The organism is Limisphaera ngatamarikiensis (genome assembly GCF_011044775.1).
GTDB classification, from domain to species: domain Bacteria; phylum Verrucomicrobiota; class Verrucomicrobiia; order Limisphaerales; family Limisphaeraceae; genus Limisphaera; species Limisphaera ngatamarikiensis.
Window position 1 is genome coordinate 44287 of record NZ_JAAKYA010000053.1, and the last position, 24455, is coordinate 68741.

At 66.3% G+C, this 24455-nt stretch carries 11 protein-coding genes and 1 pseudogene; 7 read left to right on the forward strand and 5 right to left on the reverse strand.

What is annotated here, in order from left to right; translation table 11 throughout:
- Positions 1 to 16: 16 nt before the first annotated feature.
- Complete coding sequence (gene uvrB, locus G4L39_RS08140; RefSeq protein WP_425485741.1) at positions 17 to 2206, reverse strand: excinuclease ABC subunit UvrB; 2190 nt, start codon at positions 2204 to 2206, stop codon at positions 17 to 19.
- 904 nt (positions 2207 to 3110) lie between these two features.
- Here uvrB and G4L39_RS08145 point away from each other — a divergent pair.
- The 3 genes from G4L39_RS08145 to G4L39_RS08155 are packed head-to-tail and all read left to right on the forward strand — an operon-like array spanning position 3111 to position 8759.
- On the forward strand, positions 3111 to 5105 hold the full coding sequence (locus G4L39_RS08145; protein ID WP_165107346.1) for a hybrid sensor histidine kinase/response regulator: 1995 nt from the start codon (positions 3111 to 3113) through the stop codon (positions 5103 to 5105).
- A gap of 3 nt (positions 5106 to 5108) precedes the next feature.
- Positions 5109 to 6398: an HD domain-containing phosphohydrolase gene (locus G4L39_RS08150; protein WP_165107348.1), complete on the forward strand. Its 1290-nt coding sequence runs from the start codon at positions 5109 to 5111 to the stop codon at positions 6396 to 6398.
- Between the two features lie 30 nt (positions 6399 to 6428).
- Positions 6429 to 8759 carry a PAS domain S-box protein gene (locus G4L39_RS08155; protein ID WP_165107350.1) on the forward strand — a complete coding sequence of 777 codons (2331 nt, stop codon included), beginning with the start codon at positions 6429 to 6431 and terminating at the stop codon, positions 8757 to 8759.
- A 106-nt stretch (positions 8760 to 8865) separates the two neighbouring features.
- On the opposite strand, the pseudogene G4L39_RS08160 reads toward G4L39_RS08155, so the two are convergent.
- The 3 genes and pseudogenes from G4L39_RS08160 to G4L39_RS08170 form a co-directional block, all read right to left on the reverse strand.
- Positions 8866 to 11577: pseudogene (locus G4L39_RS08160) on the reverse strand (excinuclease ABC subunit UvrA); the annotation flags it as partial.
- Positions 11578 to 11781: 204 nt separating this feature from the next.
- Positions 11782 to 14118 carry a hypothetical protein gene (locus G4L39_RS08165; protein WP_205880873.1) on the reverse strand — a complete coding sequence of 779 codons (2337 nt, stop codon included), beginning with the start codon at positions 14116 to 14118 and terminating at the stop codon, positions 11782 to 11784.
- Between the two features lie 142 nt (positions 14119 to 14260).
- Positions 14261 to 15193: a right-handed parallel beta-helix repeat-containing protein gene (locus G4L39_RS08170; RefSeq protein WP_165107354.1), complete on the reverse strand. Its 933-nt coding sequence runs from the start codon at positions 15191 to 15193 to the stop codon at positions 14261 to 14263.
- Positions 15194 to 16342: 1149 nt separating this feature from the next.
- Between G4L39_RS08170 and G4L39_RS08175 the strand changes: the two genes are divergently transcribed.
- From G4L39_RS08175 to G4L39_RS08190, 4 genes are all read left to right on the forward strand, one after another.
- Positions 16343 to 16762, forward strand: coding sequence for an ArsR/SmtB family transcription factor (locus G4L39_RS08175; RefSeq protein WP_165107356.1), 420 nt, complete (start codon positions 16343 to 16345; stop codon positions 16760 to 16762).
- A gap of 52 nt (positions 16763 to 16814) precedes the next feature.
- Complete coding sequence (locus G4L39_RS08180; RefSeq protein ID WP_165107358.1) at positions 16815 to 18131, forward strand: permease; 1317 nt, start codon at positions 16815 to 16817, stop codon at positions 18129 to 18131.
- Between the two features lie 203 nt (positions 18132 to 18334).
- Positions 18335 to 21355: a two-component regulator propeller domain-containing protein gene (locus tag G4L39_RS08185; protein ID WP_165107360.1), complete on the forward strand. Its 3021-nt coding sequence runs from the start codon at positions 18335 to 18337 to the stop codon at positions 21353 to 21355.
- An 88-nt stretch (positions 21356 to 21443) separates the two neighbouring features.
- A complete protein-coding gene (locus G4L39_RS08190) occupies positions 21444 to 22082 on the forward strand; it encodes a response regulator (protein WP_165107362.1) in 639 nt (212 codons plus the stop codon).
- Positions 22083 to 22130: 48 nt separating this feature from the next.
- Here the strand turns inward: G4L39_RS08190 and G4L39_RS08195 are convergent, their stop codons facing one another.
- Entirely contained in the window at positions 22131 to 24380 is a 2250-nt protein-coding gene (locus G4L39_RS08195; RefSeq protein WP_165107686.1) for an outer membrane protein assembly factor BamB family protein, read from the reverse strand.
- Positions 24381 to 24455: the final 75 nt, after the last annotated feature.

Here is a 24455-nt window from a genome sequence, read left to right on the forward strand (position 1 = left end):
CGGACACGGGACCTGCTCACGAGGTCGGGCGCCGTGTGCGTGTGCGTGAGGCGGTGCGCGGCCGCGGATACTTGAGCGGACGGCCCCGGGCACGGCTGCCCGCCCCGGCAGGTTCGGCCCCGGCCGCCGGGTTCGCCGGTTGGAGGGCGCGTTTCAGTTCCTGGATTTGATCGCGCAGGAGGGCGGCCTTTTCGAACTCGAGCCGCTCGGCCGCGGCCAACATCTCCGCCTCCAGTTCCCGAAGGGTCTCGGTGAGGTCGACGTCCACGCCGGTTTCGCGCAGGACGGTTTCGGCCTGTTGTCGGGTGGTTTCGCGGATGTGCAGGCTTTCCTCGACGGCGCGCTGGACGCTGCGGGGTGTGATGCCGTGGCGTCGGTTGTACTCGAGTTGTTTTTGGCGACGGTATTCGGTGACCGCGAGGAACCGGCGGATGCTTTCGGTCATGACGTCGGCGTAGAGAATGACCTCTCCGTTGAGGTGACGGGCGGCCCGGCCCGCCGTCTGGATCAGGCTGGTTTCGCTGCGCAAAAACCCCTCCTTGTCGGCGTCCAGGATCGCCACCAACGAAACCTCCGGCAGGTCGAGCCCCTCGCGGAGCAGGTTGATGCCCACCAGGACGTCGAACTCGCCCTTGCGCAGGGCGCGCAGGATCTCCACGCGCTCCAACGCGTCAATCTCGCTGTGCAGGTACTGGACGCGAATGCCGATCTCCCGCAGGTAATCGGTCAGTTCCTCGGCCGTCCGCTTTGTCAGCGTGGTCACCAGGACGCGCTCGCCCGCGTCGGCCCGTTTTCGGCATTCCTCGATCAGATCGTCAATCTGCCCGCGCAACGGCTTGACGGTCACCTTGGGGTCCACCAGGCCGGTGGGCCGGACGACCAGCTCCACCACGCCGGGCATCGGGCCGGCCAGGGTCGGCAGTTGAGTGACGTCCCCGCCCGGGAGATCGGCCCCGGGAACCATCACCTTGCGTCCCTGGCGCCGGAGGGCGTCTTCGCGGGCCCATTGGAGTTCGCGTGGTCCCGGCGTGGCGCTCACGTAGATGGTCTGACCCTGCAGGGCCTGGAATTCGTCGAAGCGCAGCGGCCGGTTGTCCAGCGCGCTGGGCAGGCGGAACCCGTGATCCACCAGGGTCTGTTTGCGGGAGCGATCGCCCTCGTACATGCCGCCCAGTTGCGGGATGGTGGCATGGGACTCGTCAATGACCAGCAGATAGTCCTCGGGCATGAAATCCAGCAGGGTGCAGGGACGCGAACCCGGCGGCCGGCCGGCGATGTGGCGGGAATAGTTCTCGATGCCCGAGCAAAACCCCATTTCCTCGAGCATGGCCAGGTCGTATTCCGTGCGCATCCGGAGGCGTTGGGCTTCCAGCAGTTTGCCCTGCTTTTCGAACCACGCGACCCGTTCCTCGAGTTCCTCCCGGATCGTGACCAGCGCCCGTTTCAGTTTGTCGGCCGTGGTCACGAACTGTTTGCCCGGGAAGATGGTCAGCTGCCGAACCTCCTCCAGCTTGCGCCCGGTCAGGGGATCAAACCGCGTCAACCGTTCGATCTCATCGCCAAAAAATTCCACGCGGACGGCCTCTTCGCTGTAGGCCGGACAGAGTTCCACCGTGTCGCCGCGCACGCGGAAGTGACCTCGCTGGAAGGCAATGTCGTTACGGCTGTACTGCAAGGCCACGAGCCGCTCCAGTAATTGATCCCGGCTCAACGTCTGGCCCACCCGCAGATGGATGAGCATCGCCTCGTAGTCCTCCTTGCTGCCGATGCCGTAAATGCAGGACACACTGGCCACCACGATCACATCCCGGCGCGCAAACAGGCTGCTCATGGTCGAGAGCCGCATGCGCTCGATCTCCTCGTTGATGCTCGAGTCCTTCTCGATGTAGGTGTCCGTGCTGGGGATGTAGGCCTCCGGCTGGTAGTAGTCGAAGTAGCTGATGAAGTACTCCACTGCGTTGTGGGGGAAAAATCCCTTGAACTCGGCGTACAACTGGGCGGCCAGGGTTTTGTTGTGCGAAATGACCAGGGTGGGGCGCTGCACACGGGCGATGACATTGGCGATGGTGAAGGTCTTCCCCGAACCGGTCACGCCCAGCAATACCTGGTGCCGGGCGCCGGCCTCCAGCCCCTCCACGAGTTTTTCGATCGCCTGCGGTTGATCGCCCGCAGGCTCATACGGCGCCACCAGTTTGAACTCCACGATCCGGACCGTAGGCCACCGCCACCGGCCCGTCAACGGCCGGCGTCCCCGGCTCGACCAGCCCCGCGCGGGTCTTGAGAGATCAGTCGAAGGCGGTCTGCAGGGTCCGCAAGAGATCGCCCCCGGGGCTCTTTGAGCAGGTGGCCTACCGAACGAATCCACCGGGTGTGAACCCTCGAACCCGGCCGATTTGAAAGCCGGGGGCGGCCGGAGACGGACCGGGCTCACCCACAAGGCAAGCCCGCCAACCGTTTCCGATCCGCTCCCGGGAAAACCGAACCAGAGGCTGCCTCCGCGCACGCCGGCAACGGCGGCACATCCCCACTGCAACGAAACCATGGCCCGCGGTTCCCGGAGTGCATTGCGGCGCTGACCCTGAGGCATCCGAGGGAGCGCCAGCACGCGGCACATCGCACCGCTCCGAACAGGTCGGGAGATTCGCACCGACCGTCCCTCATTTTCAATCAAGCCGCCGCCTTTGGACCGGGGTGTGGGGAAGCCGGCAGTATGGCTGCCGGAAATCTCCTCAAAGGGGCGACGAAAGTCCCGGGCCTCGGATCGGGGTCGAGGACCGGCCGGGGATGAAGTTGTACGGGCTGCTCCCGGCGGACGTGTTTCCATGATTGCAGGTTGCGTCCTGCGGCCGGCGGGGATGTGAAGGCGCATGGGCGGACCGCGCAGCGAAAATGTCACTTGTTCGGCTCGGTGAAATCTGCCAGAAATGTCATGGGTAGCGCGGGCTCGGCGCTTTGCGAAGGCGCAGCCCTGCAGAGGCGCCCGGGCGGTCCCGCCCGGGGCCGTGGCTCGAGAGCGTTGGGCCCTTCCAGGAGCCGAATGGCCCGTGCGTGGTGGGCGGTACGCACGGTTGAAGCGGCACAACCGATGCGGCCACGACAGCAACCCACTTATGAAGCAGGCGTTGAGCGGCAGACAGCGGCAACCCGGACCTGCAGGTCACCCCGAGGATCCGGTCCTGGCAACCGTGCCTTCCCCGTCCGGGTTTGCTCCCTCCGGCTTGCTGGAAAACGGTTGGGCGGTGCTCGATGAGGCGGGTCGAATCCTCCGCGCCAACGACAGCCTCGCCCTTTGGTTGCGGATGTCCCCCTGGGAATTACCCGGATGTTCCCTGCCCCGGTTGCTGGGCCAGCGCCATCCCGGCTGGGAACCCGCGGTGCGGGACTTCCTCGCCACCGCCTCCGATTTCGACAGGCTGGAACTGCCGGCCGACCAGTCCCCGGACTCCGAACACCTTCTGTTGGACCTCTGCCGCGGCGAGAAAGAATTCCATGTCCGGCTTGAAACCGCTCTGCCGCCCGCCCGGGAATGGGAAGAACTCTTTCCGCCGGACCGTTGGGGTCGCGTGGCCGCCCACAAGGCCTACCAACGGCTCCTTCGGGCCGAGGCCCAGCTCGAAAACCTCATTCATCACTGGCCGGGGATTCTGTTCAGTCAGCGGCCGGACTTTTCCTTCCGCTACATCAGCCCGCGCGTGGAGGAACTCACCGGCGTGCCGCCCCGGGAATGGCGTCGCAGCTCCGAGTATTTCTGGCGGGTCGTTCACGAGGCCGACGTCGAGATGCTCATGAGCCGTTTCCGCCATGCGGATTGGCCCCCCGAGGGCGGCGTGACCACCTACCGCATCCGCCACCTCCAGACCGGCCGCGTCAGTTATCTCTGGGAGTATCGTCAGCCGTTGCGAACCGCCGGCGGGCTGCTGCTCGGCTACGAAGGGTTGTGGCTCGACATCACCCGCCAAACCATCGCCGAGCGGCGCCTGCTCACCATGTCCTGGAAGGAGACCCTCGGCACCCTCACCCTCGGCCTGGCCCATGATTTCTGCAACATCATGACCGGCATCATCTCCCTCAGCGAGACCTACCAGGCCGAGCTGGAAACCAACAGCCGGTTGCGAGAAGGGCTGGAACTCATCCGCACCACGGCCCTGGAAGCCAGCCAACTGGCCCACCGGTTCCGCCAACTCCATCAGGGAACCCCTGGCGAGAAAAATTTCCACGACCTCAACGACATCGTCCGTTCCATGGCCGAGCTCCTGCGCAAGGTGCTGGCCCGGCGCGTTCGCGTGGCCACCGACCTCGCCGAGGGCCAGTGCCCTGTGTACCTCGACGCCGTCGAATTGCGGCAGGTGCTCGTCAATCTCGCCCTCAACGCCGTGGACGCCATGCCCCAGGGCGGCCAGCTCACCTTCCGCACCGCCATCCATCAACAACAGCCGCCGGTGCAACCCCTCCAGGGGGCCATGCCGCGTTCGCCGGTGGTGGAACTGGCCGTGCAGGACACCGGCGTGGGAATTCCCGCCCGGCTTCTGCACGCCATCTTCGACCCGTTTTTCACCACCAAACCGCTGGGCAAGGGCTCCGGCCTGGGCCTGTACAACACACGCCTCTTCGCCGAACGGCACGGCGCGGCCATCTCCGTCGAAACCGCGGAAAACCGCGGCACCACCTTCCATTTCTGGTTCCCTCTGGCCGACCTGAACGCCGACGCCACACCCCAGGCCTCCGAACAGCGCACCGTACGCCACACGATCCTCGCCGTCGGCACCGCCCAGCCCGCCTTTCACCAGGTCGTGGCACGACTCCGGGAGAGCGGATTCTACGTCGCGCCCGCCCATTCCGAGGCCGAGGCGTTGGAACTGCTCCACTCGCCCTACTTCCAGTTCACCGCCCTCATGCTGTTTTGCGAGGACACCGGCCGCGCCTACGGCCGTTTGCTCGACCGCGTGCGCACCATCGGCCTGCCCCTCAAGACGTTTTGCCTCACCGCCTGCAACCAGGACGAACTCGACACCGCTTTCGTGGAACGGGTGGACCTGGTCATGCCCGTGGACCTGCCCGCCCCCGAATGGCAAAACCGACTCCGCCGCCTCTTCGACAGCCGTTGAGCCATGGACCCGATCCAGGACTTCAACCCCGATCCGGAATTCACTCCCCCGCCGATCCTGGTGGTGGACGACGAGGAGATTGTCCTGGCCGCCCTGCGCGAAACCCTCCGCCGAACCCCGTACGAGGTCGTCACCGAAGCCGATCCCCTGGCCGCCGTCGAACTCCTCAAACAACAGGAGTTCTCCGTCATCATCACCGACCAGAGCATGCCCGGTATGTCCGGCCTGGAACTACTGGCCCGCGCCCGCCAGCTCCAGCCCTTCGCCACCCGGATTCTCATCACCGCCGTGCTCAGCCTCGACACCGTCATCGACGCCATCAACAAGGGCGAAATCTACCGGTTCATCGTCAAACCCTGGCTGCGTGAGGAGTTCCTCGCCACCGTCAAAAACGCCGTCCAACGCTACGAACTCATCTGCCAGAACGCCCACCTCCAGGCCGCCACCCAGCAGATGAACCAGCAACTGGTCGAGCTGAACCGGTCCCTCGAACAGCAGATCAAACTCGTCGCCCAACAAAACGAACAGCTGGCCCGGGTCAACGCCGCCCTGGAACGCAACCTCATGCGTTCCCTCGAGCTCTGCGTGCACACCATGCAGACCTTCTACCCCTCCCTCGGCAGCCAGGCCCGGCGTGTGGCCGCCCTCTGCCGGGGCATGGCCCAGGTGGCACAACTCTCCCCCCACGACCGCCGCGTCCTCGAAAGCAGCGCTCTCCTGCACGACATCGGGCTGGTCGGCGTCCCCCGTCACATCATCCGACGCTGGCAGGACGATCCACACTCCCTCAACCCCGCGGAAAAGGCGCTCATCGAACAACACCCCATCCTCGGCCAGGAACTGGCCGCCTTCACCAGCGACCTCGACCAGGTCGGCCAGATCATCCGCGCCCATCACGAACGCTTTGACGGCGCCGGGTATCCCGACCAACTCGTGGGCGAGAACATCCCCTGGCTGGCACGGCTCCTGGCCGTCGCCGTGGCCTACGCCTCCAGTCCCCTCCCACCCACCGACGCCACCGAGCGCATCAAACAAGAGGCCGGCAGCGCCTTCGACCCCGAGGCCGTGCGCGTCTTCCTTCAGGCGCTGCAAACGGTCGAACTGCCCCGCAAAGAACGCGAAGTCACCCTGGCCGAACTTCGACCCGGCATGGTCTTGGCCCGCGGCGTTTACACCGCCAACGGGCTGCTCCTCATCCCCGAAGGCCAGCGCCTCAACGCCACCTTCATCGAAAAACTCCTCAACCATCACCGGATTCAGCCGATAACCCAATCGCTGGTGGTCTATTGTTGACCCGGACCACCGCGATCAGGGTTGTGCCGCATGCTGAACCGGACGCCATCGCAAACCCAACCCGGGACCGACGCTGCAGCCCAATGGTGGCAGGCCGCGTTCGAAGCCGCCGAGCATGCCCAGGCCGTTTGCCGCTCCGACGGCCGCATCGTCCAATTCAACCGCCGCGCCGCCCACCTCTTCCAAATCCCGCCCGGCACGGCACCCGAAACCCTCTCCCTCTGGCAGTGGGTCGCCCCGCCAGCCGACCAAAAACTCCGCCACGCCCTCCAGCACCGACCCGCCCGACCCGACCTCCTCCATTCGGTCATCACCCTGCGCGACGGTGCCCCCCACCTGCCCGTGGACCTCGAGTACGTCCCGCTCGGTCCCGACCATTACCTCCTCATCTTCAAGGACGTCAGCCGCCGGCTCCGACTCGAAACGCACATCCAACGCCTCATCACCGCCATCGACGCCACCCCGGACGCCTTCTTCCTGGCCGATACCGACCTCCGCATCACCTTCGTCAACCCGGCCTTCCAAACCCTCACCGGCTACTCCATGGAAGAGGTCCTGGGCCGCCCTGACGCATTCCTCCGCGCCCCGTTCGAACAGGAAAAGGTCCAGGCCTACCTTGAGGCCGTCACCCAGGGCCGCGAATGGATCGGTGAACTGGTCAACATCCGCCGCGACGGCACACCCTACCACGTCGAGGCCACCATCTCGCCCATCGCCGACATGGCCGGCCGGTTCATGGGCTACGTGGCCTGCGAACGCGACATCACCCTCCGCATCCAATTGCAGGAACAACTCCGCATCCAGCGCGATTTCATCCACAGCATCCTCCAGTCCCTCGACGGCGCCATCTACAGCCTCGACTGCGAATTCCGCCTCACCCACGCCAACGACGGCTGGCGACACCTGCCCGCCGAACACGCCGGCCTGCGCATCGAAGCCCCTCCCGTCCTGGGCCGCAATCTCCTCGATTACGTCCCCGACCCCGCCCGACGCGCCGAGCTGGAACGCATCTTCCGCGAAGTCCTCCAAACCGGACGGCCCGCGGATAATCGTTACCAAACCGCCGACGGACGCTTCTGGCTGGTCAAGGTCTCCCCGTGGATCGACGGCTCCCAGGTCCGCGGCCTCATCTGCAACATCACCGACCAGACCCACTACCACGAACTCCAACAACAGCTCTTCCAGGCCCAAAAAATGGAAATCATCGGCACCCTCGCCGCCGGGGTGGCCCACGACTTCAACAACCTCCTCCAGGCCATCCGCGGCAATTGCGGCCTCCTCCTGCGCGAAATCAGCACCGACCACCGCCTCCGCCGCGAAATCGAACAAATCGACCTGGCCGCCGCCCGCGCCGCCGACATCACCCAGCAGCTCCTCTCCTTCAGCCGCGAAAGCAACGACAACTGCGCCGTCCTCGACCTGAACCAGATCCTCCAGGAAGCCCTGGTCCTCGTCCGGCGTACCCTCCGCGGCAACGTCACCCTCGAGGTCCAAACCGCCCCGGAAACCCTCCCCGTGCGCCTGGACTCCACCCGCGCCAGCCAGGCCATCCTCAACCTCTGCGTCAACGCCCAGGACGCCATGCCCAACGGCGGCCGTCTCACCCTCGAAACCCAACGCGTCCTCATCACCACCGACCAGGCGAAACGCCACAACCTCAGCCCCGGTACCCCTTACGCCCGCTGCACCGTCCGCGACACCGGCACCGGCATCCCGCCCGACCTGCTCCCCCGCATCTTCACCCCCTTCTTCACCACCAAGGCCCGCGGGAAAGGCACCGGACTCGGCCTCCCCATCGTCCAGCGCATCACCGAGGAAGCCGGCGGATTCATCGAAGTGGAAAGCGTCCTGGGCCAGGGCAGCGCCTTCCACCTCTTCTTCCCGCTGTCCTCCGAGACCCCCGTGCCCATCCCCGAACCCACCGTCTCCCCACTGGCCCAGGGCCGCGGACGCGTGCTGGTCGTGGACGACCTCGACCTGCTGCGCGACTTCACCCGCAGCTTCCTCGAAGCCGCAGGACTGGAGGTCCTTGTGGCCGAAAGCGGGCCCGAAGCCCTCAAGGTCCTCGAATCCACCGACCAGCCCGTGGACCTGTTGTTCACCGACTACAGCATGCCCGGCATGAACGGCCTCGAGCTCATCGAAGCCGTGCTCCAACGTTGGCCCCGCATGCGGTGTGTCCTCGCCTCGGGTTACCTCGACCCAGCACTCCGCGCCCGGCTCGCCCAGCTCAACGTCAGCGTCCTGGCCAAACCCTACGACATGCGCGACGCCTCCGAACTCATCACCCGCAAACTGGCCGAACCCGTGTCCGGCCCCGAGCCGGCCCCAACCCGCCCCGAGGCCGCACACACGGCCTGAAACACCCACCCGGCCCGTAAAACCGATCCGGCCAACCCCGGAGACCCGCCCGCACCGCGCCCCCACGGACCGGCCTCCAAAAACCCGGTCCATCACCCCCCCAACCCTACCGCCCCAGCAACGGCCGCAAAAACCGGCCCGTGTGGCTTTCCGGACACGCCGCCACCACCTCCGGCGGACCACAGGCCACCAACCGGCCCCCGCCGTCTCCACCCTCCGGCCCCAGGTCAATCACCCAGTCCGCCTCCGCAATCAACTCCGGATGATGCTCGATCACCAACACCGTGTGCCCCGCATCCACCAGCCGCTGCAACACCCCCACCAGCGCCTCCACATCCGCCGCATGCAACCCGATCGTCGGCTCCTCCAAAACAAACAGGTGCCCCTTGCGCGTCCGCTCCGATCGCCGTAACCCGGCACCGCCCTCCACCCCGCGCAAACCCGCCAGCAAATGCGTCACCAGCTTCACCCGCTGGGCCTCGCCACCACTGAGCGTCGGACTGGTCTGGCCCAGCTTCAAATAGCCCAGGCCCGTGTCCCGCAACGCCTCCAGCGCCCGCCGTAACGACGGCACCGCCCCAAACACCTCCAGCGCCTCCTCCACCGTCAGATCCAGCACCTGCGCAATGTTCCGACCCGCGTACTGCACCTCCAATGTCGTGGGATTAAACCGCGTCCCGTTGCACGTCTCGCACCGCACAAACGCCGCGGGCAGGAAGTTCATCTCCAGCCGGATCTGGCCCGCACCCTGACACGCCGGGCATCGCCCCTCGGGACTGTTGAACGAAAACCGACCCGGCCCAAACCCGCGCATCCGCGCCTCCGGCGTGGCCGCAAACAGGGCGCGAATCTCGTCAAAAAACCCCACGTACGTCGCCGGAATCGAACGCGGCGTGCGCCCAATCGGGCTCTGATCCACCTCGTACACCGCCCGCAAATGTTCGTACCCGAAAACCTCCGGACCGCCCTCGCCATCCCCGGCTTCCACCGGGGAACCGACCGCGGCCCGGTCGTCGCGCGACCCCAACACGCGCCGCAACGCCGGCAACAAGCACTCCTGCACCAGCGTGCTCTTGCCCGACCCGCTCACACCGGTCACCACCACCAGCCGCCGCAACGGAATCCAAACCGTCAGATCCTTCAGATTATGCTTCCGCGCATGCGCCAGCTGCAGCCACGCCACGTCATCCGGCCCCGTTTCCCCGGGCCCCGCCGGCGGCCATGGCACCGGCCGGCGCGCCCCGCGCCGCGGATACCGCCGTCGCATGCGCAGATACCGACCCGTCACACTGGCGGGATGCCGGCGCAGCGCCGACAACGTCCCCTCCGCCACCACCCGGCCCCCGTGAATGCCGGCCCCCGGCCCCAGATCAATCACCCAGTCCGCCCGCCGCATCGTTTGCTCGTCATGCTCCACCACCACCACCGAATTGCCCCGCGCACAGAGTCGCTCCAAACACGCCAGCAACCGTTCATTGTCCCGCGGATGCAACCCGATCGTCGGCTCGTCCAGCACATACAACACGCCGCTGAGGTTCGACCCCAGCTGGGCCGCCAGCCGGATCCGTTGCGCCTCCCCGCCCGAAAGCGTCGGCACCGCACGGTCCAAATGCAAATACCCCAGGCCCACCTCCTGCAGAAAACGGAGCCGGGCCCGGATCTCCGGCAGAATATCCCGCGCAATCCGGGCGGCCACGCCGCTGAACCGGATCCGTTGAAAAAACGCCTCCGCCCGGTCCACCGGCAGCCGCCCCAGATCCACCAGCGTCGGTTGATCCGGTACCCCCTCCGCCCCGCCTTCCACCGGCAAACGCACCGCCCGCGCCAACGGATTCAAACGCGTCCCGCCACACTCCGGACAGGTCTCACGTTCCTCGGCCCAGCTCCACCACGTCTCCTCGATCTCCTCCGCGTCCGCCCCCCGTTCCGTCTCCGGCAAATAAAACAACTCGCCAAACCCGCGGCACCGCGGACACCAGCCCAACGGCGAATTGTAACTGAAATGCTTGGGATCCAGCGGCGGGAACGACCGACCACAGCCCGGACAGGCCCGCTCGGTCGAATGCACCGTGAGCCGGCCCGACCCGTCCAGCGCAAACAACACACCCTGCCCCACCTCCAGCGCCGCCGTCACCAGCGCGGCATCGTCACCACCGCCACCCCCCAGCGCCCGGCCGGCCCGGCCCGTCAACGTCCCCATTACAATCTCCACATCGTGTTCCCGATACCGGTCCAGGCGCGGAAACGCCCCCGCGCTCACCATCTGCCCGTCCACCCGCAAGGTTGAGAATCCGTGCCGGGCCGCCCACTCCGCCACCTCGGTGTGATAACCCTTCCGATGCCGCACCACCGGCGCCAGCAACGTCAACGGCCCGCGCCGCCGCGCCTCCGCCCGCAGCCCGGCCAGCAGACTCTGGCGGGTCTGGGGCGCCACCGGCAGGAGGCAATCCGGACAATGCACCACCCCCAGCCGCGCGTACAGCAACCGCAGAAAATGATGCACCTCCGTCACCGTCGCCACCGTGCTTTTGCCCCCGCCGCGGCTGGTCCGCTGCTCGATGCTCACCGTGGGCGGCAGACCCACAATCCGATCCACATCCGGTCGCGGCAACTGTTCCACAAACTGCCGCGCATAGGCGTTCAACGAGTCCAGAAACCGCCGCTGGCCCTCGGCAAACAAAATGTCAAAAGCCAGGGTGCTCTTGCCGGATCCGCTCACACCGGTAATCACCACGAACCGGCCCCGCGGGATCACCACCGTCACATCCTTCAGGTTGTGTTCCCGCGCCCCCTGCACCACGATCGCATTCCGGGCGGCCGATTCCCATGCCTGCCTGCCTCGCCTCATGGCCCCGACTCATACCACCTCCATCGTCCCACCTCAAATCCCCGGCCATCAAAACTGCGCAGAGTATCTGCGCTTGTGACAACGAGTCGGGCTCGTGGATATCGGGGCGTGGGACCCGGCAATCCCTCGTCTTGAATCCTCCGGCTCGTCCCTGCCGTTCGGCGCCGGCCCTCCTCACGGGCCGGATCCACCACCGGGAGCAACGGACGCTCCGGCGTCCCCAGTCTGCCGGCCGCTCAGCTCCATCCTCAACTGTTCTCGCAAGGAAGGATCCTGAATGGCGTTGAGCCATGCGTGGGCCACCTGAGGGTCAGTGACAGCACGTTGTCGGAGATGGACTGCCAGTGCCAGGTCCCGTTCGGGCGTGGCCGGTAGCGTTTGCAGCCAGGACAGAACCTTATCCGGGCTTTGTGTGGTCCACTGCGCGGTCAACTGCTCCATCACTTGTGCCCGGATCATCGGATCGGAAATCTCCCACACATGTCGGGCCGCCGTGGCCGGATCCTGCATCGACCAGGCATCGAAAATATGGGTCAACGCTTCCGCAGGAACCCCGCCCGGCCCGAACCGTTGCCACAAGGACCACGCCCTGGCGGGGTCCGATTCGGCCGCCCCGCGAATCAGGCCGTTCAGAAATGCACCGACAACCTCTGAGCCGCGTAGTCTCTCCACCTGTGCCAGTGCCCCTTCCAAGTCGTAGCGGCCCCAGACATGAGCCAGCCGGTCGAAGAGGCTTTTCCGCTCTGCCATGTCCGTAACTTGCTCCGCCATTTCCAGGGCCCGCAAAGGATTCGAGTAAACGAGTTCATGGGCAACTGGACCGGCAAAGTGCGATCGCAACTCCGGATCCGGGATCTGTTGCCACCATTGGATGGCCGCGGCGGAATCCTGGCGTACCCACTCTTGAAGCACCGTGTCGACCAGACGCCTTTGCTCGGCGGGGGCGGATGTGGTGAGCACCCATTCCAGGGCGGCGCGTGGATCCAACGAAGCCCATTGCTGCGCCAACCGCTCTAATGCCAGCCGTCGAGCGGGCCCCTCCGGTAAACCTGCGACCCATTCCCGGGCAGCCCGCCCATCCACCGCCGCGTACGCCATGGCGACTTCAGGGATCACCTCCATTTGCACGGGACCCGCAGGGAGCCGGGATGCCACTTCAGCCGCCCGCCCGGGATCGATGTCCGTCCAGGCCCGTGCCAGGGCGGCATAAAGTGCAGATCGCTCTCCTTCCACCGACCACTGTTGAGCCCGGGTCCACGCCGTTTGCGGGTCCTGACGTGCCAAATGGGTCAAAATGTCCGTCAACAGCTCGGTTCTTGCCTGTCCCAGGGGTAAGGTTTGGGCCTTCTGCAGGGCTGTTTCCGGATCGTCCAGGGCCCACTGACGAAGCACCTGGCCTGCAAGCTCCATTTGCACCGCACTGCGCGGCAGCCGGTTAACCTCTTCCCATGCTGCCTCGGGCTCCACCTGGGCCCAATGCGGCATCCACAGCCGGAGCGCTTCTTCCCGCGCCGTCCCCCCGGGCAGCTCCTCCAGCAAATTCATGGCACCTTTTGGATCAGATTCCGGCCAGAATTCGATCAGGGTCATTACGGCTCGGTTCCTCTCCAAGCCTTCGGGCAGCTGGACGGCATGCGCGGCTGCATCTCTCGGAGCCAGCTCCGCCCAGGACTGAAAAACCGCACGCCAGGCGGCGTGCCGCAGGACGTCGGACTGCAACCGACGTGCACTCTCCAAAGCATCGGTTGGCGAGGAACGTGCCCAGGCACGCCAGAGCCCACTGACGGCTTGGTAACCCTGTTGTGGCGGGAGGTTCAGGGCCACCAAATAATTGAATGCCTCTTGGGGAGCCGTGGCCCCCCATGCCTCAAACACCACTTCGTAACTGCGACCGCGCAGGGTCGCGGGCAGTTCCCGGCACCACTCAAGAGCCCCGGCGGGGTCTGTGCGTGACCATACCTCCACCGCAAGATTTACCAGCTCGTGTCGTAACGGCGAAGCGGGAAGAGCCCGGATCCATTCGCCCGCGCTTTGGGGGTTTTGTTCCAGCCACTCACGGCAGCATAGCACAACAAGCCTGTCCCGTTCCCCGGAGCCCGGCCATTCCCAAACATGCCGTAGAGCCGCCTCTGCATCCTTTCGGGCCCAGAGCTCCATCAGGAACGTCCGCAACTCCCTCTGGGCCGGATGATGGAGCAGGGGGCCCAAGGACCGAACCAGGTGCTCAAGTTCTGAGGACGTAAGGGGCCCCAGGAGCCACTGCCATGCCGAGGACCTCCGCCAAACCCCCGCCTCACAAGCACGCCGAATGCGAGCCAGAATTTCCCCCACGCGCCCGGGCTTCGTCGGCGCCAAACCGGTCCACGCCGCCTCTTCGGCGTATTGCGCCCCGATTGAAACCGGAGCCGGCTGCGGGCCCTCCCGAACTCCGATCCAACCCCGTGCGAGCCACCCCAGTAGCCCACCCGCCAACAAGGGAAGCGCCAGCGCGCCAAACGTTCGCAGTCTCATAGAGGTTGCTGCGAAAACAAAGCCGGCCGGCGGGGCCGACGGGGACGGGAAACTCCATTCTCAGAACCCAACCCGCAGAGTTGTGTCGATCACTTTCGCTCAGGAGTCAGCCCCGTTCCCCATCGGCGTTAATCCCCCGATCTCACCGGCAGGTCACATTCACCGAGTTCCCCGACCCTCCGGTGATGCTGAAGCATCCGCCGGCATTGTTCTCCACCGTGCCCGCACGAACATGAGTGTTGTACGAGTCCTGCAGCCAGATCCCGATCCCGCTGCAATTGCGGATGTAGCAGTTGTTGATGGTGGCATCCCGGCTCTGCGTCAGGCTGAAGATCCCCCGGCCACAACGGTTCGCATCCACGTAGTTGACCGTGCCCCTGCCGTTGCTATTGGCCGTGCGAAAGCCGGCATAACCCCCTCCGTAGCAGCAGTTGTACGCGTAAACCGAACCGCCCGACCAATTAATCGTGTTGTTGAGCAGGAGACCACAACCCGTTGAGTCGTTGGCCGTGATCGTGCTCCAGTAAAAGCCGTCCACCGTGTAGGTCTCCAGACCATGAGCGGTCTGCCCATTCGATGTGATGCTGTTGACGTTGATATTGCGGGAACCCCCGCTCTTGCTGTCGTCGAACCGGAAGGGCAGGCCGCCGGTCACCTGGGCGCTGCACCCGCTCAGTGTGATCCCACTGCTGCTTCGCGACCAGATGCCATAGCGGGGATTGCCGGCAATTCGAAGATTCCGGATCGTTACGTTGCTTTTCCGGTCCAGCTGGATCACAGAAATGGTCGACGCGGTACCGGAGGCCTGCGTCCCACCGTAATCCAGTATCAACCCGTCTTTGGGGGCAATGCCATAAGTGGGGTCGCAGGTCCCGCTGTTCCGAATATAGATGGTCCCCGAGCTCATGTTGTCGATGCAGGCTTGAATGGCCGCATTGTAGCTGGGGCCGCTGTAAACCACCGTGCCATCCACCCGACCGGTATAGGTTGACCCCGACCGGGTCACATAGGCTGTGGCTGCTTGCAGGGTGGGAATTGCCACCAACGATACGAGTACCAGCGTCAGGTTTTTCATGGCATACCTCGTGTTCTTTTGCTCAGCTCACTGGTGATCAGCCCCGACCATACCCGGCCACCGCCATGGCCGTATATGACCAAAACTGGTCATGCGCCGTCCCCGGCTCGGACGCAGCCAGGGACCGTCCTTTCGACCCTTGGCCTCCTGCCCCGGAATAGGCCCGGCTCAGCAGGTGGTCCACCCCGGGCGGTCCCGCGGGGGGCTTCGAAGGGCTCCTGTGCTCCCCCGGCATATGGGTTCGACGATGGCCGCCCCACGGCAGGGCTCGACCGGGGCTCTCCCGGCCGGATTTCCATCCCAGGCCTTTGCGCCGGGAATGCCGGAAAGCCGGAACGACCGCGTATAACCTCGTAAAACGCTGAGGAGAGCACTCCTTTGCGGAAGCCGTGGAGTGGCGGAACCGCAAATTGCGCGGGCCCGCGCTTTCCAGCATCCGCCTTTCGGGTCCGCTCGAACTTTTGGCGTGACCGATTGCTTCCCAGCCCGGGATCAGGCCAAACGCTACGCAAAGCGCCGATGAATTGGGACGGCACGCTTTTCTCTGGTGAAATTCCGGTTTGCCGCGGCCGGAGACCGGCCGGGTTAGGTCGCCCGGGGGATCTTTCACCCTACATTCCTCTGGAAGCGTTTGCGGCCCGACCCGTAAGCCCGCGACGCACCGTTGGATCCCATTGGCCGGTGGCACCTCTGGCCGTCAGCAACGGCCTGCCCGGCCGCACGACGGGCGGCCGGCGGCGCCAACCCTATGCCCGCGCGATTCGGATTGGCGCCTTGCCGGGTGACAGCAGTCCTTGAGCTTGATCAGCGCCCATTACCTGGAAAAGTAGCCGGGGCCTGCCTCGGTCGGCATCCGTCCGTAGGAGTCGCCTACAATTCGCCCGACTCTGGCGTTTTTCGTTTAAAACGGGCGGGTATTACCCTTCAGGGTGGCGAGCCGAGCCCCGGGGGACTAATGCGGATCCGGACGATCCGTTCGGGCCCGCCCGGCGGGTGCGGGGTTCTTCCAGGTCCCTCCCAGAGGTGGCGGTATTCGATCGCCTGGTCAATTTGTGGTTGGCAACGTTTGCCGGGCTGGGGGCTGCCGGGCAGGGTGGAATGGTGGCCCCCGACTTGACATATTTAGCCAATACGCTAAGAGTAACGCCGATGAGTGCGCCCGAACGCGTGCGACAGTGGAAGCCCGTGGCCCTGGTGTTCAGGGCCCTGGCCCACCCCGGACGGCTCTGCATCGTGGAGGAACTGGCCCGGGGCGAACGTTGCGTCTGTGAACTGACGGAAATGCTGGGAGTGCGGATGCCCACCGTTTCCCGGCACCTGGCCCTGTTGCGACAGGCCGGCATTGTGGAGGATGAAAAGCGCGGGGCCCGGGTGTTCTACCGGCTGCGCACCCCGTGTGTGCTCCGGCTTTTCGAGTGTCTTGCCGGGATCGACGCCGGCGCCAACGGAGGGTCCGCAGCCCCGCAGGGCGCCGGCGCGGGGGCAGGGCCGGCCCCCGCCCGCACGATCGCCACCGGTGCCCGCAAGGGGTCGGGCTCCGGCCGCCGCCGTCCCGGCGTGCACGCGTGAAAGACCCGTCGGGAGCCTTACCGATGCCAACCCTGAAACCCGGAATAAGCGAATGAGCGAAATGACAACGAATCAGTCCCGCGACTGGCGCTGGTGGATCGGTCTGCCGGCGGTGTTTCTTCTGTGCTACTTCCTGCCGGTGGGGCAGCCGCGATTTGACCAGGCGGTGCTGGAGGCATTTGCCCTGGTGCGATGGTACGCCCGCGAGCACGTGATCCTGTGTCTGGTACCGGCTTTTTTCATCGCGGGCGCCATCAGCGCGTTTGTCCAACAGGCGTCGGTCCTGAAGTACCTGGGCCCGGGCGCCCCGCGATGGGTCGCGTACGGCGTGGCCTCCGTGTCGGGCGCCATTCTGGCGGTTTGTTCGTGCACGGTGCTGCCGTTGTTTGCCGGGATCTGGCGGATGGGCGCCGGTCTGGGGCCGGCCACGGCGTTCCTGTATTCCGGGCCGGCGATCAACGTGATGGCGGTGATCCTGACCGCGCGCATTCTGGGGCTGGACCTGGGGATTGCACGGGCGGTGGGGGCGGTGTCCTTCAGCGTGGTGCTGGGTCTGGCCATGCACGGGCTGTTCCGGCGCGAGGAACAGGCACGGGCGGCCGAGGCAGCCGGGTTGCCGGAACCCACCGGCGGCCGGCCCCTGCATCAGACGGCCTGGTTTTTTGCGACGATGGTGGGCGTGTTGGTTTTCGCCAACTGGTCCGGCGCGGAGGCCGTGACCGGCTGGAGTGCATGGGTGGCGGCTTGGAAATGGCGACTTACCGGCGCTTGCGCGGTGCTGCTGGCGGTGGTGCTGGTCCGGTGGATCGGGCTTCCCTGGCGTCGGGTGGTGGCGGTGGCGGCGGTGACGACGGCGCTGGCGTGGTTGTGGCCGGAGCACCCGCAAATCTCCTTTGCCGTTGGCTCGCTGGGCCTGGCGTGGATGTTGGCGCGCGGCGAGGGCGAGGCCCGGGAATGGTTCAACGCCACGTGGGCCCTGGCCAGGCAGATTCTTCCCCTGCTGTTGGCCGGCGTATGGATTGCAGGGCTCCTGCTGGGCCGGCCCGGACATGAAGGGTTGATTCCGGAGGCCTGGGTGACCCGTTGGGTGGGTGGGAACTCACCGGGGGCCAACCTGTTTGCCGCCGTGGTGGGGGCTTTCATGTACTTTGCCACGCTCACCGAGGTGCCGATCCTGCAGGGGTTGTTGGGAGCCGGCATGGGCAAGGGTCCGGCATTGGCGTTGTTGCTGGCGGGCCCGGCGGTTTCGCTCCCCAACATGCTGGTGCTGCGAAGCATCTTCGGGACCCGGCGAACCGTGACCTACGTCGGGTTGGTGATCCTGCTGGCCACCCTCAGCGGGCTGGTTTACGGCGCGTGGTTCCAGTGATCCCCCGGCCGGGTGCGACCGGACGCTGTTCTTCGCCCCATTCGGGGGAGTCCCGGGGTCAACGTTCTTTGCAGGCCGGTGCAATTCGGTGTCGGGCGGGCGGGACGTGTGCCCTTCGAGAGCGATCCCTCGGGCATTGGGGCGGCGGTGGGGTCGGGTGGTTGTCGTCTTGTCGGACGTAGCAGGCCCGGTAGGATGCCCACGTGCGACCGTGGAGTGGGATTTTGGCGCGGATGCGCATCACCGCGGTGCTGGTGCTGTGGTCCGTGGCATTGCCGGCGGAGGAATCGCGGTGGGCGGCCCGGGTCTGGCAGACGGACGAGGGCCTGCCGGAGAACACGGTGTACGGACTGGCCCGGGACGAAGTGGGTTATCTGTGGGTGGCCACCCATGGTGGATTGGCCCGGTTTGATGGCGTGCGATTTGAAGAGTTTTCCCTCACCCACCTGCCGGGAGTGCCCAATCGAGTGGTGCGGGCTTTGTTTCGGGACCGTGCGGGCCGGCTGTGGTTGGGGATGGACCGCGGTCCGGTGGTGTGCGTGGACCGCGACAAAGTGCGGGTGTACGGCGAGCGCGAGGGATTGCCGGACCTGCGGATCACCGGGTTTGTCGAGGAGGCGTCGGGCGCTGTCTGGGTGATGTACGCCAGCGGTAGTTGGGCGCGGATCGAGGGGAACCGGGTCGAGCGATCGGCCGAGGGTACGGATCGGCCCGGCGGACGGGTTGTTCTGGCCACAGACCGCAAGGGACGACTCTGGGCTGCCCAGGGGCCGCGAGTCGGCTTGATGGAAAACGGGGAGTTGCGGGTTCAGTTCGAACTGGGCGAGCCGGTGGAATGCCTTGCGGGCGGGCGCACGGACGGGCTCTGGCTGGGTACCGCCAGGGGGTTGTACCGGTTCACACCGGGGCGCGAACCCGACCTGGTGTTCCGATGGCCGGCAGGTGCCCGGTCGTGGGTGCCGCGTCTCCTGTGGGAAGACCAGGCCGGAGGTGTGTGGGTGGGCACGGGCACGGCGGGATTGGGCCGGTACGGGCAGGGAGGTTGGGAATGGGTTCCAACGAGTCATCCGGAGATTTTGTGTCTGGCGGAGGATCACGAGGGCAACCTCTGGGTGGGGACCGCGGGCGGCGGGTTGAACCGGTTGCGACCGCGCCGGATCGAGTTGTGGGGCACGGATCATGGGTTGCCATTTGCGGCCGTGCGGTCGGTGTGTGAAGACACCGAAGGCCGGCTCTGGGTGGTGACCATGGACGGCCAGTTGGTCCGCGAGCGGGACGGGGGCTGGGAGGCCCTGACCCAACGGGAGGACTGGCCCGGCGGCGGGGCGGTTTGCGTCGCGGCCGATCCGGCCGGGGGTGTCTGGGTGGGTACACGCGAACGGGGCCTGTACCGCTGGCGCGACGGTTGGGTTCGCGTCTTGCGACGTTCTGACGGACTTTGGGACCATGCGATTCGTTCGCTGTGCCCGGCCGGGCCGGAGGAGGTGTGGATCGCCGGCGGGGCGCGTCCGTGGATTCAGCATTGGCGCGACGGTCACTGGCAGACGTTTGAGCTGCCGGCGGGCACGCGGTCCATCCGGGCCATGACCATCGACTCCGCCGGTCGGCTCTGGATCGGCACCGCCGACGGACTGCTCTTGCGGGTGGAGAACGGGCGGTTGCGGAATGAAACCGTACCCGTGGAGGGTCGAACCCCCTCGATACGCTGCCTGCACAGCACCCCGGACGGATCGCTCTGGATCGGTTACGCGGGTTACGGACTGGGATGGTGGAAAGACGGCCGGTGGACCCGGCTCACCACCGCGCACGGCCTGGGGGAGGATTACATCTCCCAGATCATCTCCGACGGAGAGGGTCGTCTCTGGTTCGGAGGCAATCGCGGCGTGTTTCAGGCCTCGCTGATGGACCTGACGGCCGCCGCGGCGGGTACCGGCTATGTGCACTCGATCTCCTACGGGCGGAGTGAAGGGTTGCCGGCCCTTCCGGCCACGTACGACAGCGCACCCGCCGCCGTGCGGCGTCGAGACGGTCGGGTGGTGATCGCCACGCGATTGGGACTGGCGGTGATCCATCCGGGTGCACTGGCACGGGACGCAGCGCCGCCGCCGGTGGTCCTGGAGCGGATCACCGTGGATGACCGGACCGTGGCACTGTACGACAGTCGCTTTCCCCTACGGGTCTACGAGGGGGCGCCGCCCACGGACCTCCGGGGTTTGTCCGGCGAACTGCGGTTGCCGCCCGGCCCTCGCAAGGTCGAATTCGCGTTCACGGCACTCACCTATGCCGCACCCGAAAACGTGCATTTCCGGTATCGCCTGGACGGGTTCGACGACGCGTGGGTGGAGGCCGGCACGCGACGTGTGGCCGGATATCCCCGGTTGCCCCCCGGCCGGTACCGGTTCCGCGTCGCCGCCGTGACGGCAGCCGGGGTATGGAGCGAATCCGAGGCCGGCGTGGCTTTTGTGGTCCGACCCTTCCCGTGGCAGACGTGGTGGTTTCAGGCGGGTGCGGTGGTGGTTCTCACCCTGGTGCTGGCCGGAGCCGTGCGGTGGGTTTCGTTTCGCCGGTTGCGGCGGCGGTTGCGTGAGCTGGAGCATCAGACGGCCTTGCTGCGCGAACGCGCCCGCATTGCCAAGGACATTCACGACGACGTGGGCGCCAGCCTCACCCGCATCGCGTTGTTGTGCGACCTGGCCCAGCAGGGCCGGAGCGAACCTGCGGAGGGCCCTCTGTTGAGCCGGATCGCCACCACGGCACGCCAGGCGGTGCGGTCCCTCGACGAGATCGTTTGGGCGGTCAACCCGCGGAACGACACGCTGGCTCAGATGATTGACTACACCGGCCAGTACGCAGTGGATTACCTGCACGCGGCCGGCATCCGATGCCGGTTGGAACTTCCCGATCCGGTGCCCGAACGGCCCATGGCGCCGGACCTCCGCCATCATTGTTTTCTGGCCGTGAAAGAGGCCCTCCACAACGTGGTGAAACATGCCGGAGCCACCGAGGTCCGGGTCTGCGCACGCGTCGAACCGGAGGGACTCTACTGGGAAATCCAGGACGACGGACGGGGTTTCGATTCCGGGCCCCCGGGTGCGGGGAGCGACGGCCTGGGGAACATGCAACAGCGGATGACCGAGGTGGGGGGTCGTTGCGAGATTCTCAGCCGACCCGGCTGCGGCACCAACGTACGGCTGTTTGTACCATGGCGGCCCGAGCCACACTGAATCGAACATTCGCCCGATGGCGTCGAACCCGATTCCGTGGCAGCCTCAACCGCGGGTCCGAACCGAGACCATGCCGGGAACCGAGACCATGCCCATCCGTGTGCTGATTGTGGAAGACAATCCCGGGATGCGGGAAAGCCTGCAGGCCCTGCTCGGCCACGCACCGCAACTGGTCTGCGTGGGTGCGCACGCCACCGGTGAGGAGGCCCTCCAGCACTTCGAACAAGCGCGGCCGGACGTGGTCCTCATGGACATCCACCTGCCCGGAATGAGCGACATTGAATGCGTGGTCCGCATGAAACTTCGCAGGCCGGCCGTGCAGGTCCTCATGCTGACCATGTACGAGGACAGCGAGTTGATCTTCGAATCCCTTCGTGCCGGTGCCACCGGTTACCTCCTGAAAAACCAGCCGGCCTCGGAATTGATCCAGGCCATCGAACAGGTCCACGCCGGCGGCGCCCCCATGTCCATGCGCATCGCGCGCAAAGTGGTCGCCTACTTCCAGCAGATCCATCAACCGCGGTCGGAGATGGAACAGTTGACCCGGCGGGAACAGGAAATCCTCGCCCTGCTGGCGCGCGGCTACCTGTACAAGGAAATCGCGGACCTGCTGGGCATCAGCCTGAGCACGGTCCGCACCCACCTGCACACGATTTACGAAAAACTGCACGTCCAGTCGCGGACCGAGGCGGTGGTGAAGTATCTGGGTGCCGATCGTCCGCGCTGACAGCACGCCGCCGGCCCGGCCCATCTCCCACACCCTACGGCCCGCGGGTCAGCGTCCCTCCGGCAGGGCAAAGGCCACGTACGCGTCACCGGCCGGCGTGCCCATTTTTCCGCCGCCGCACGCAATCACCACGAACTGACGTCCTTGGACCTCATACGTGGCCGGTGTGGCATAGCCGCCTGCAGGCAACCGTGTCTGCCAGAGCAGCGCGCCGGTGCGGCGGTCAAAGGCGCGGAACATCTCGTCCCGCGTGGCCGCAATGAACAACAGGTCACCCGCCGTCACCAGGGGCCCGCCATAGTTTTCCGTGCCCGTGGGCGGCCAGCCTTGCGCGGTCAACTCCGGGTATTCGCCCAGGGTCACCTGCCAGCGGAATTCGCCGGTGTTCAGGTCAATGGCCGTCAGCGTGCCCCACGGCGGTCGGATTGCCGGGTAGCCCTCCGGGTCCAACCACCGGTGGTATCCGGTGGAGACAAACGGTACCCGGCCCAGCGGATTTACCGTGCGAACCTCCCGTGGGTCCGGATACGCCGGGCTTCCAGAGCCCGGTCCGCCGAGCAAATAATCCGCCAGCGCGCCCTTTTGTGCCGGGCTCAGAAACCCAAACGAGGGCATGCCGCCCCGGCCCGTCTCCAACAGTTGCAGAAACGCCGCGCGGTCGAGTTTCCGGCCAATGTCCACCAGCGAGGGCACCGACTGACCGTGCGCCGTGCGGCCCTGGCGGTCCATGCCGTGACAGGCCGCGCAAATCTGCACATAGAGTCCGGGCCCGTCCGGCTGGTCGGCCGTGCCCGAAGAGGGCACCTCCACCATCGTCAAAACCCATGGCATTTCGTTGGCGTTCACATACAGCACGCCCTCGGGGTCCACCGCGGCGCCGCCCCACTCGGCGCCGCCGTCAAACCCGGGCAGGATGATGGTTCCTTCGCGGCTGGGCGGCTGAAACGGTACGTGCGGGCGCAGTTTCGCAAACCGGTCCAACACCGCCCGCCGCGCCGCCGGAGTTCGGTCGGTGATCTCCGTGTAGGTGAAAAGTTGCCGGGCAAACGGGGCCGGTCGCAGCGGGAACGGCTGGGTGGGCCAAGCCGATTCCCCCGGCAGATCGCTGGGTGGCACGGGCCGCTCCTCCACGGGAAACAGCGGCTCGCCCGTGACGCGGTCAAACACGAACACGTGCCCCGACTTGGTTACCTGGGCCACCGCATCCACGCGCCGTCCGTGCCGTCTCACCGTGCACAACGTGGGCGGCGCCGGCAGGTCCCGGTCCCACAAATCGTGATGCACAAACTGGAAATGCCACAACCGGCGCCCGGTGCGCGCGTCCAGCGCCAACAGACAGTTGGCGTACAGGTTTTGTCCCACGCGATCTCCGCCCCAGAAATCGTAGGTGGCCGACCCGGTGGGGACGAACACAATCCCGCGCCGCCTGTCCACGGCCATCCCGGCCCAGCAATTGGCTCCGCCCACATGGCGCCAGGCATCCGGCGGCCAGGTTTCGTAACCGGGTTCACCCGGCATCGGAATCGTGTGAAACCGCCAGACCAACCGTCCGGTGCGCACGTCATAAGCCCGGATGTGGCCCGGCGCCGCCGGCTCGGGCCCCTCACCCACGCGCATCCCCACAATCAACAAATCCTCAAACAACGCCGGGGGCGACGTACCCACCACGTAAAGGTTCCGCACGTCCCGCCCCAGATCGTCCCGCAAATCCACCCGGCCCTCCCGACCAAAACCCGGAATCAACCGGCCCGTGCGTGCGTCCACGGCCACCAGGTAGGGCCCGGCCATGTAAAAAACCCGCGCGTGGGTTCCCTCCCGCCAGAACACCACACCCCGCTGGATCCCGCTTCCCGAGGCCAACAAACCCGCCTGCACGGGGTCGAACCGCCACAACTCGCGCCCCGTGGCCGCGTCCAGCGCAAACAACTTCAGCCCCGGCGAAATCCCGTAGAGCACGCCGTCCACAATCAACGGGTTGCACTGGATCTGCGAGGGCGGATCCCGCTGCGCATCACCGGTGCGGTACACCCAGGCCACCTGCAGCCGATGCACGTTGCGACGATGGATCTGCCGGAGCCCCGAGTAATGTGATCGGCCCGCGTCGCCGAGGTATTCCGGCCAGTCACTTCCGCCGGCCAGGCAGACCCACAGGCCCCACACCCAGAGCCAACCTGCCGGCACACCCGGCAACCGCGCCGCGCAGAGACTCCGGCGGTATGCGCGGGAGCGGGAATCATTCCCGGGCAGGGAGCCGATCCCCCGGATGCGACCACCCTGCACGGTTCGGACGGAGGACATCACCGGTTCACACATGATGCGCCCTCACTGGCTAAAACATCCGGTTGCGGTTGTCGAGACGCCGGCAAATCCCGG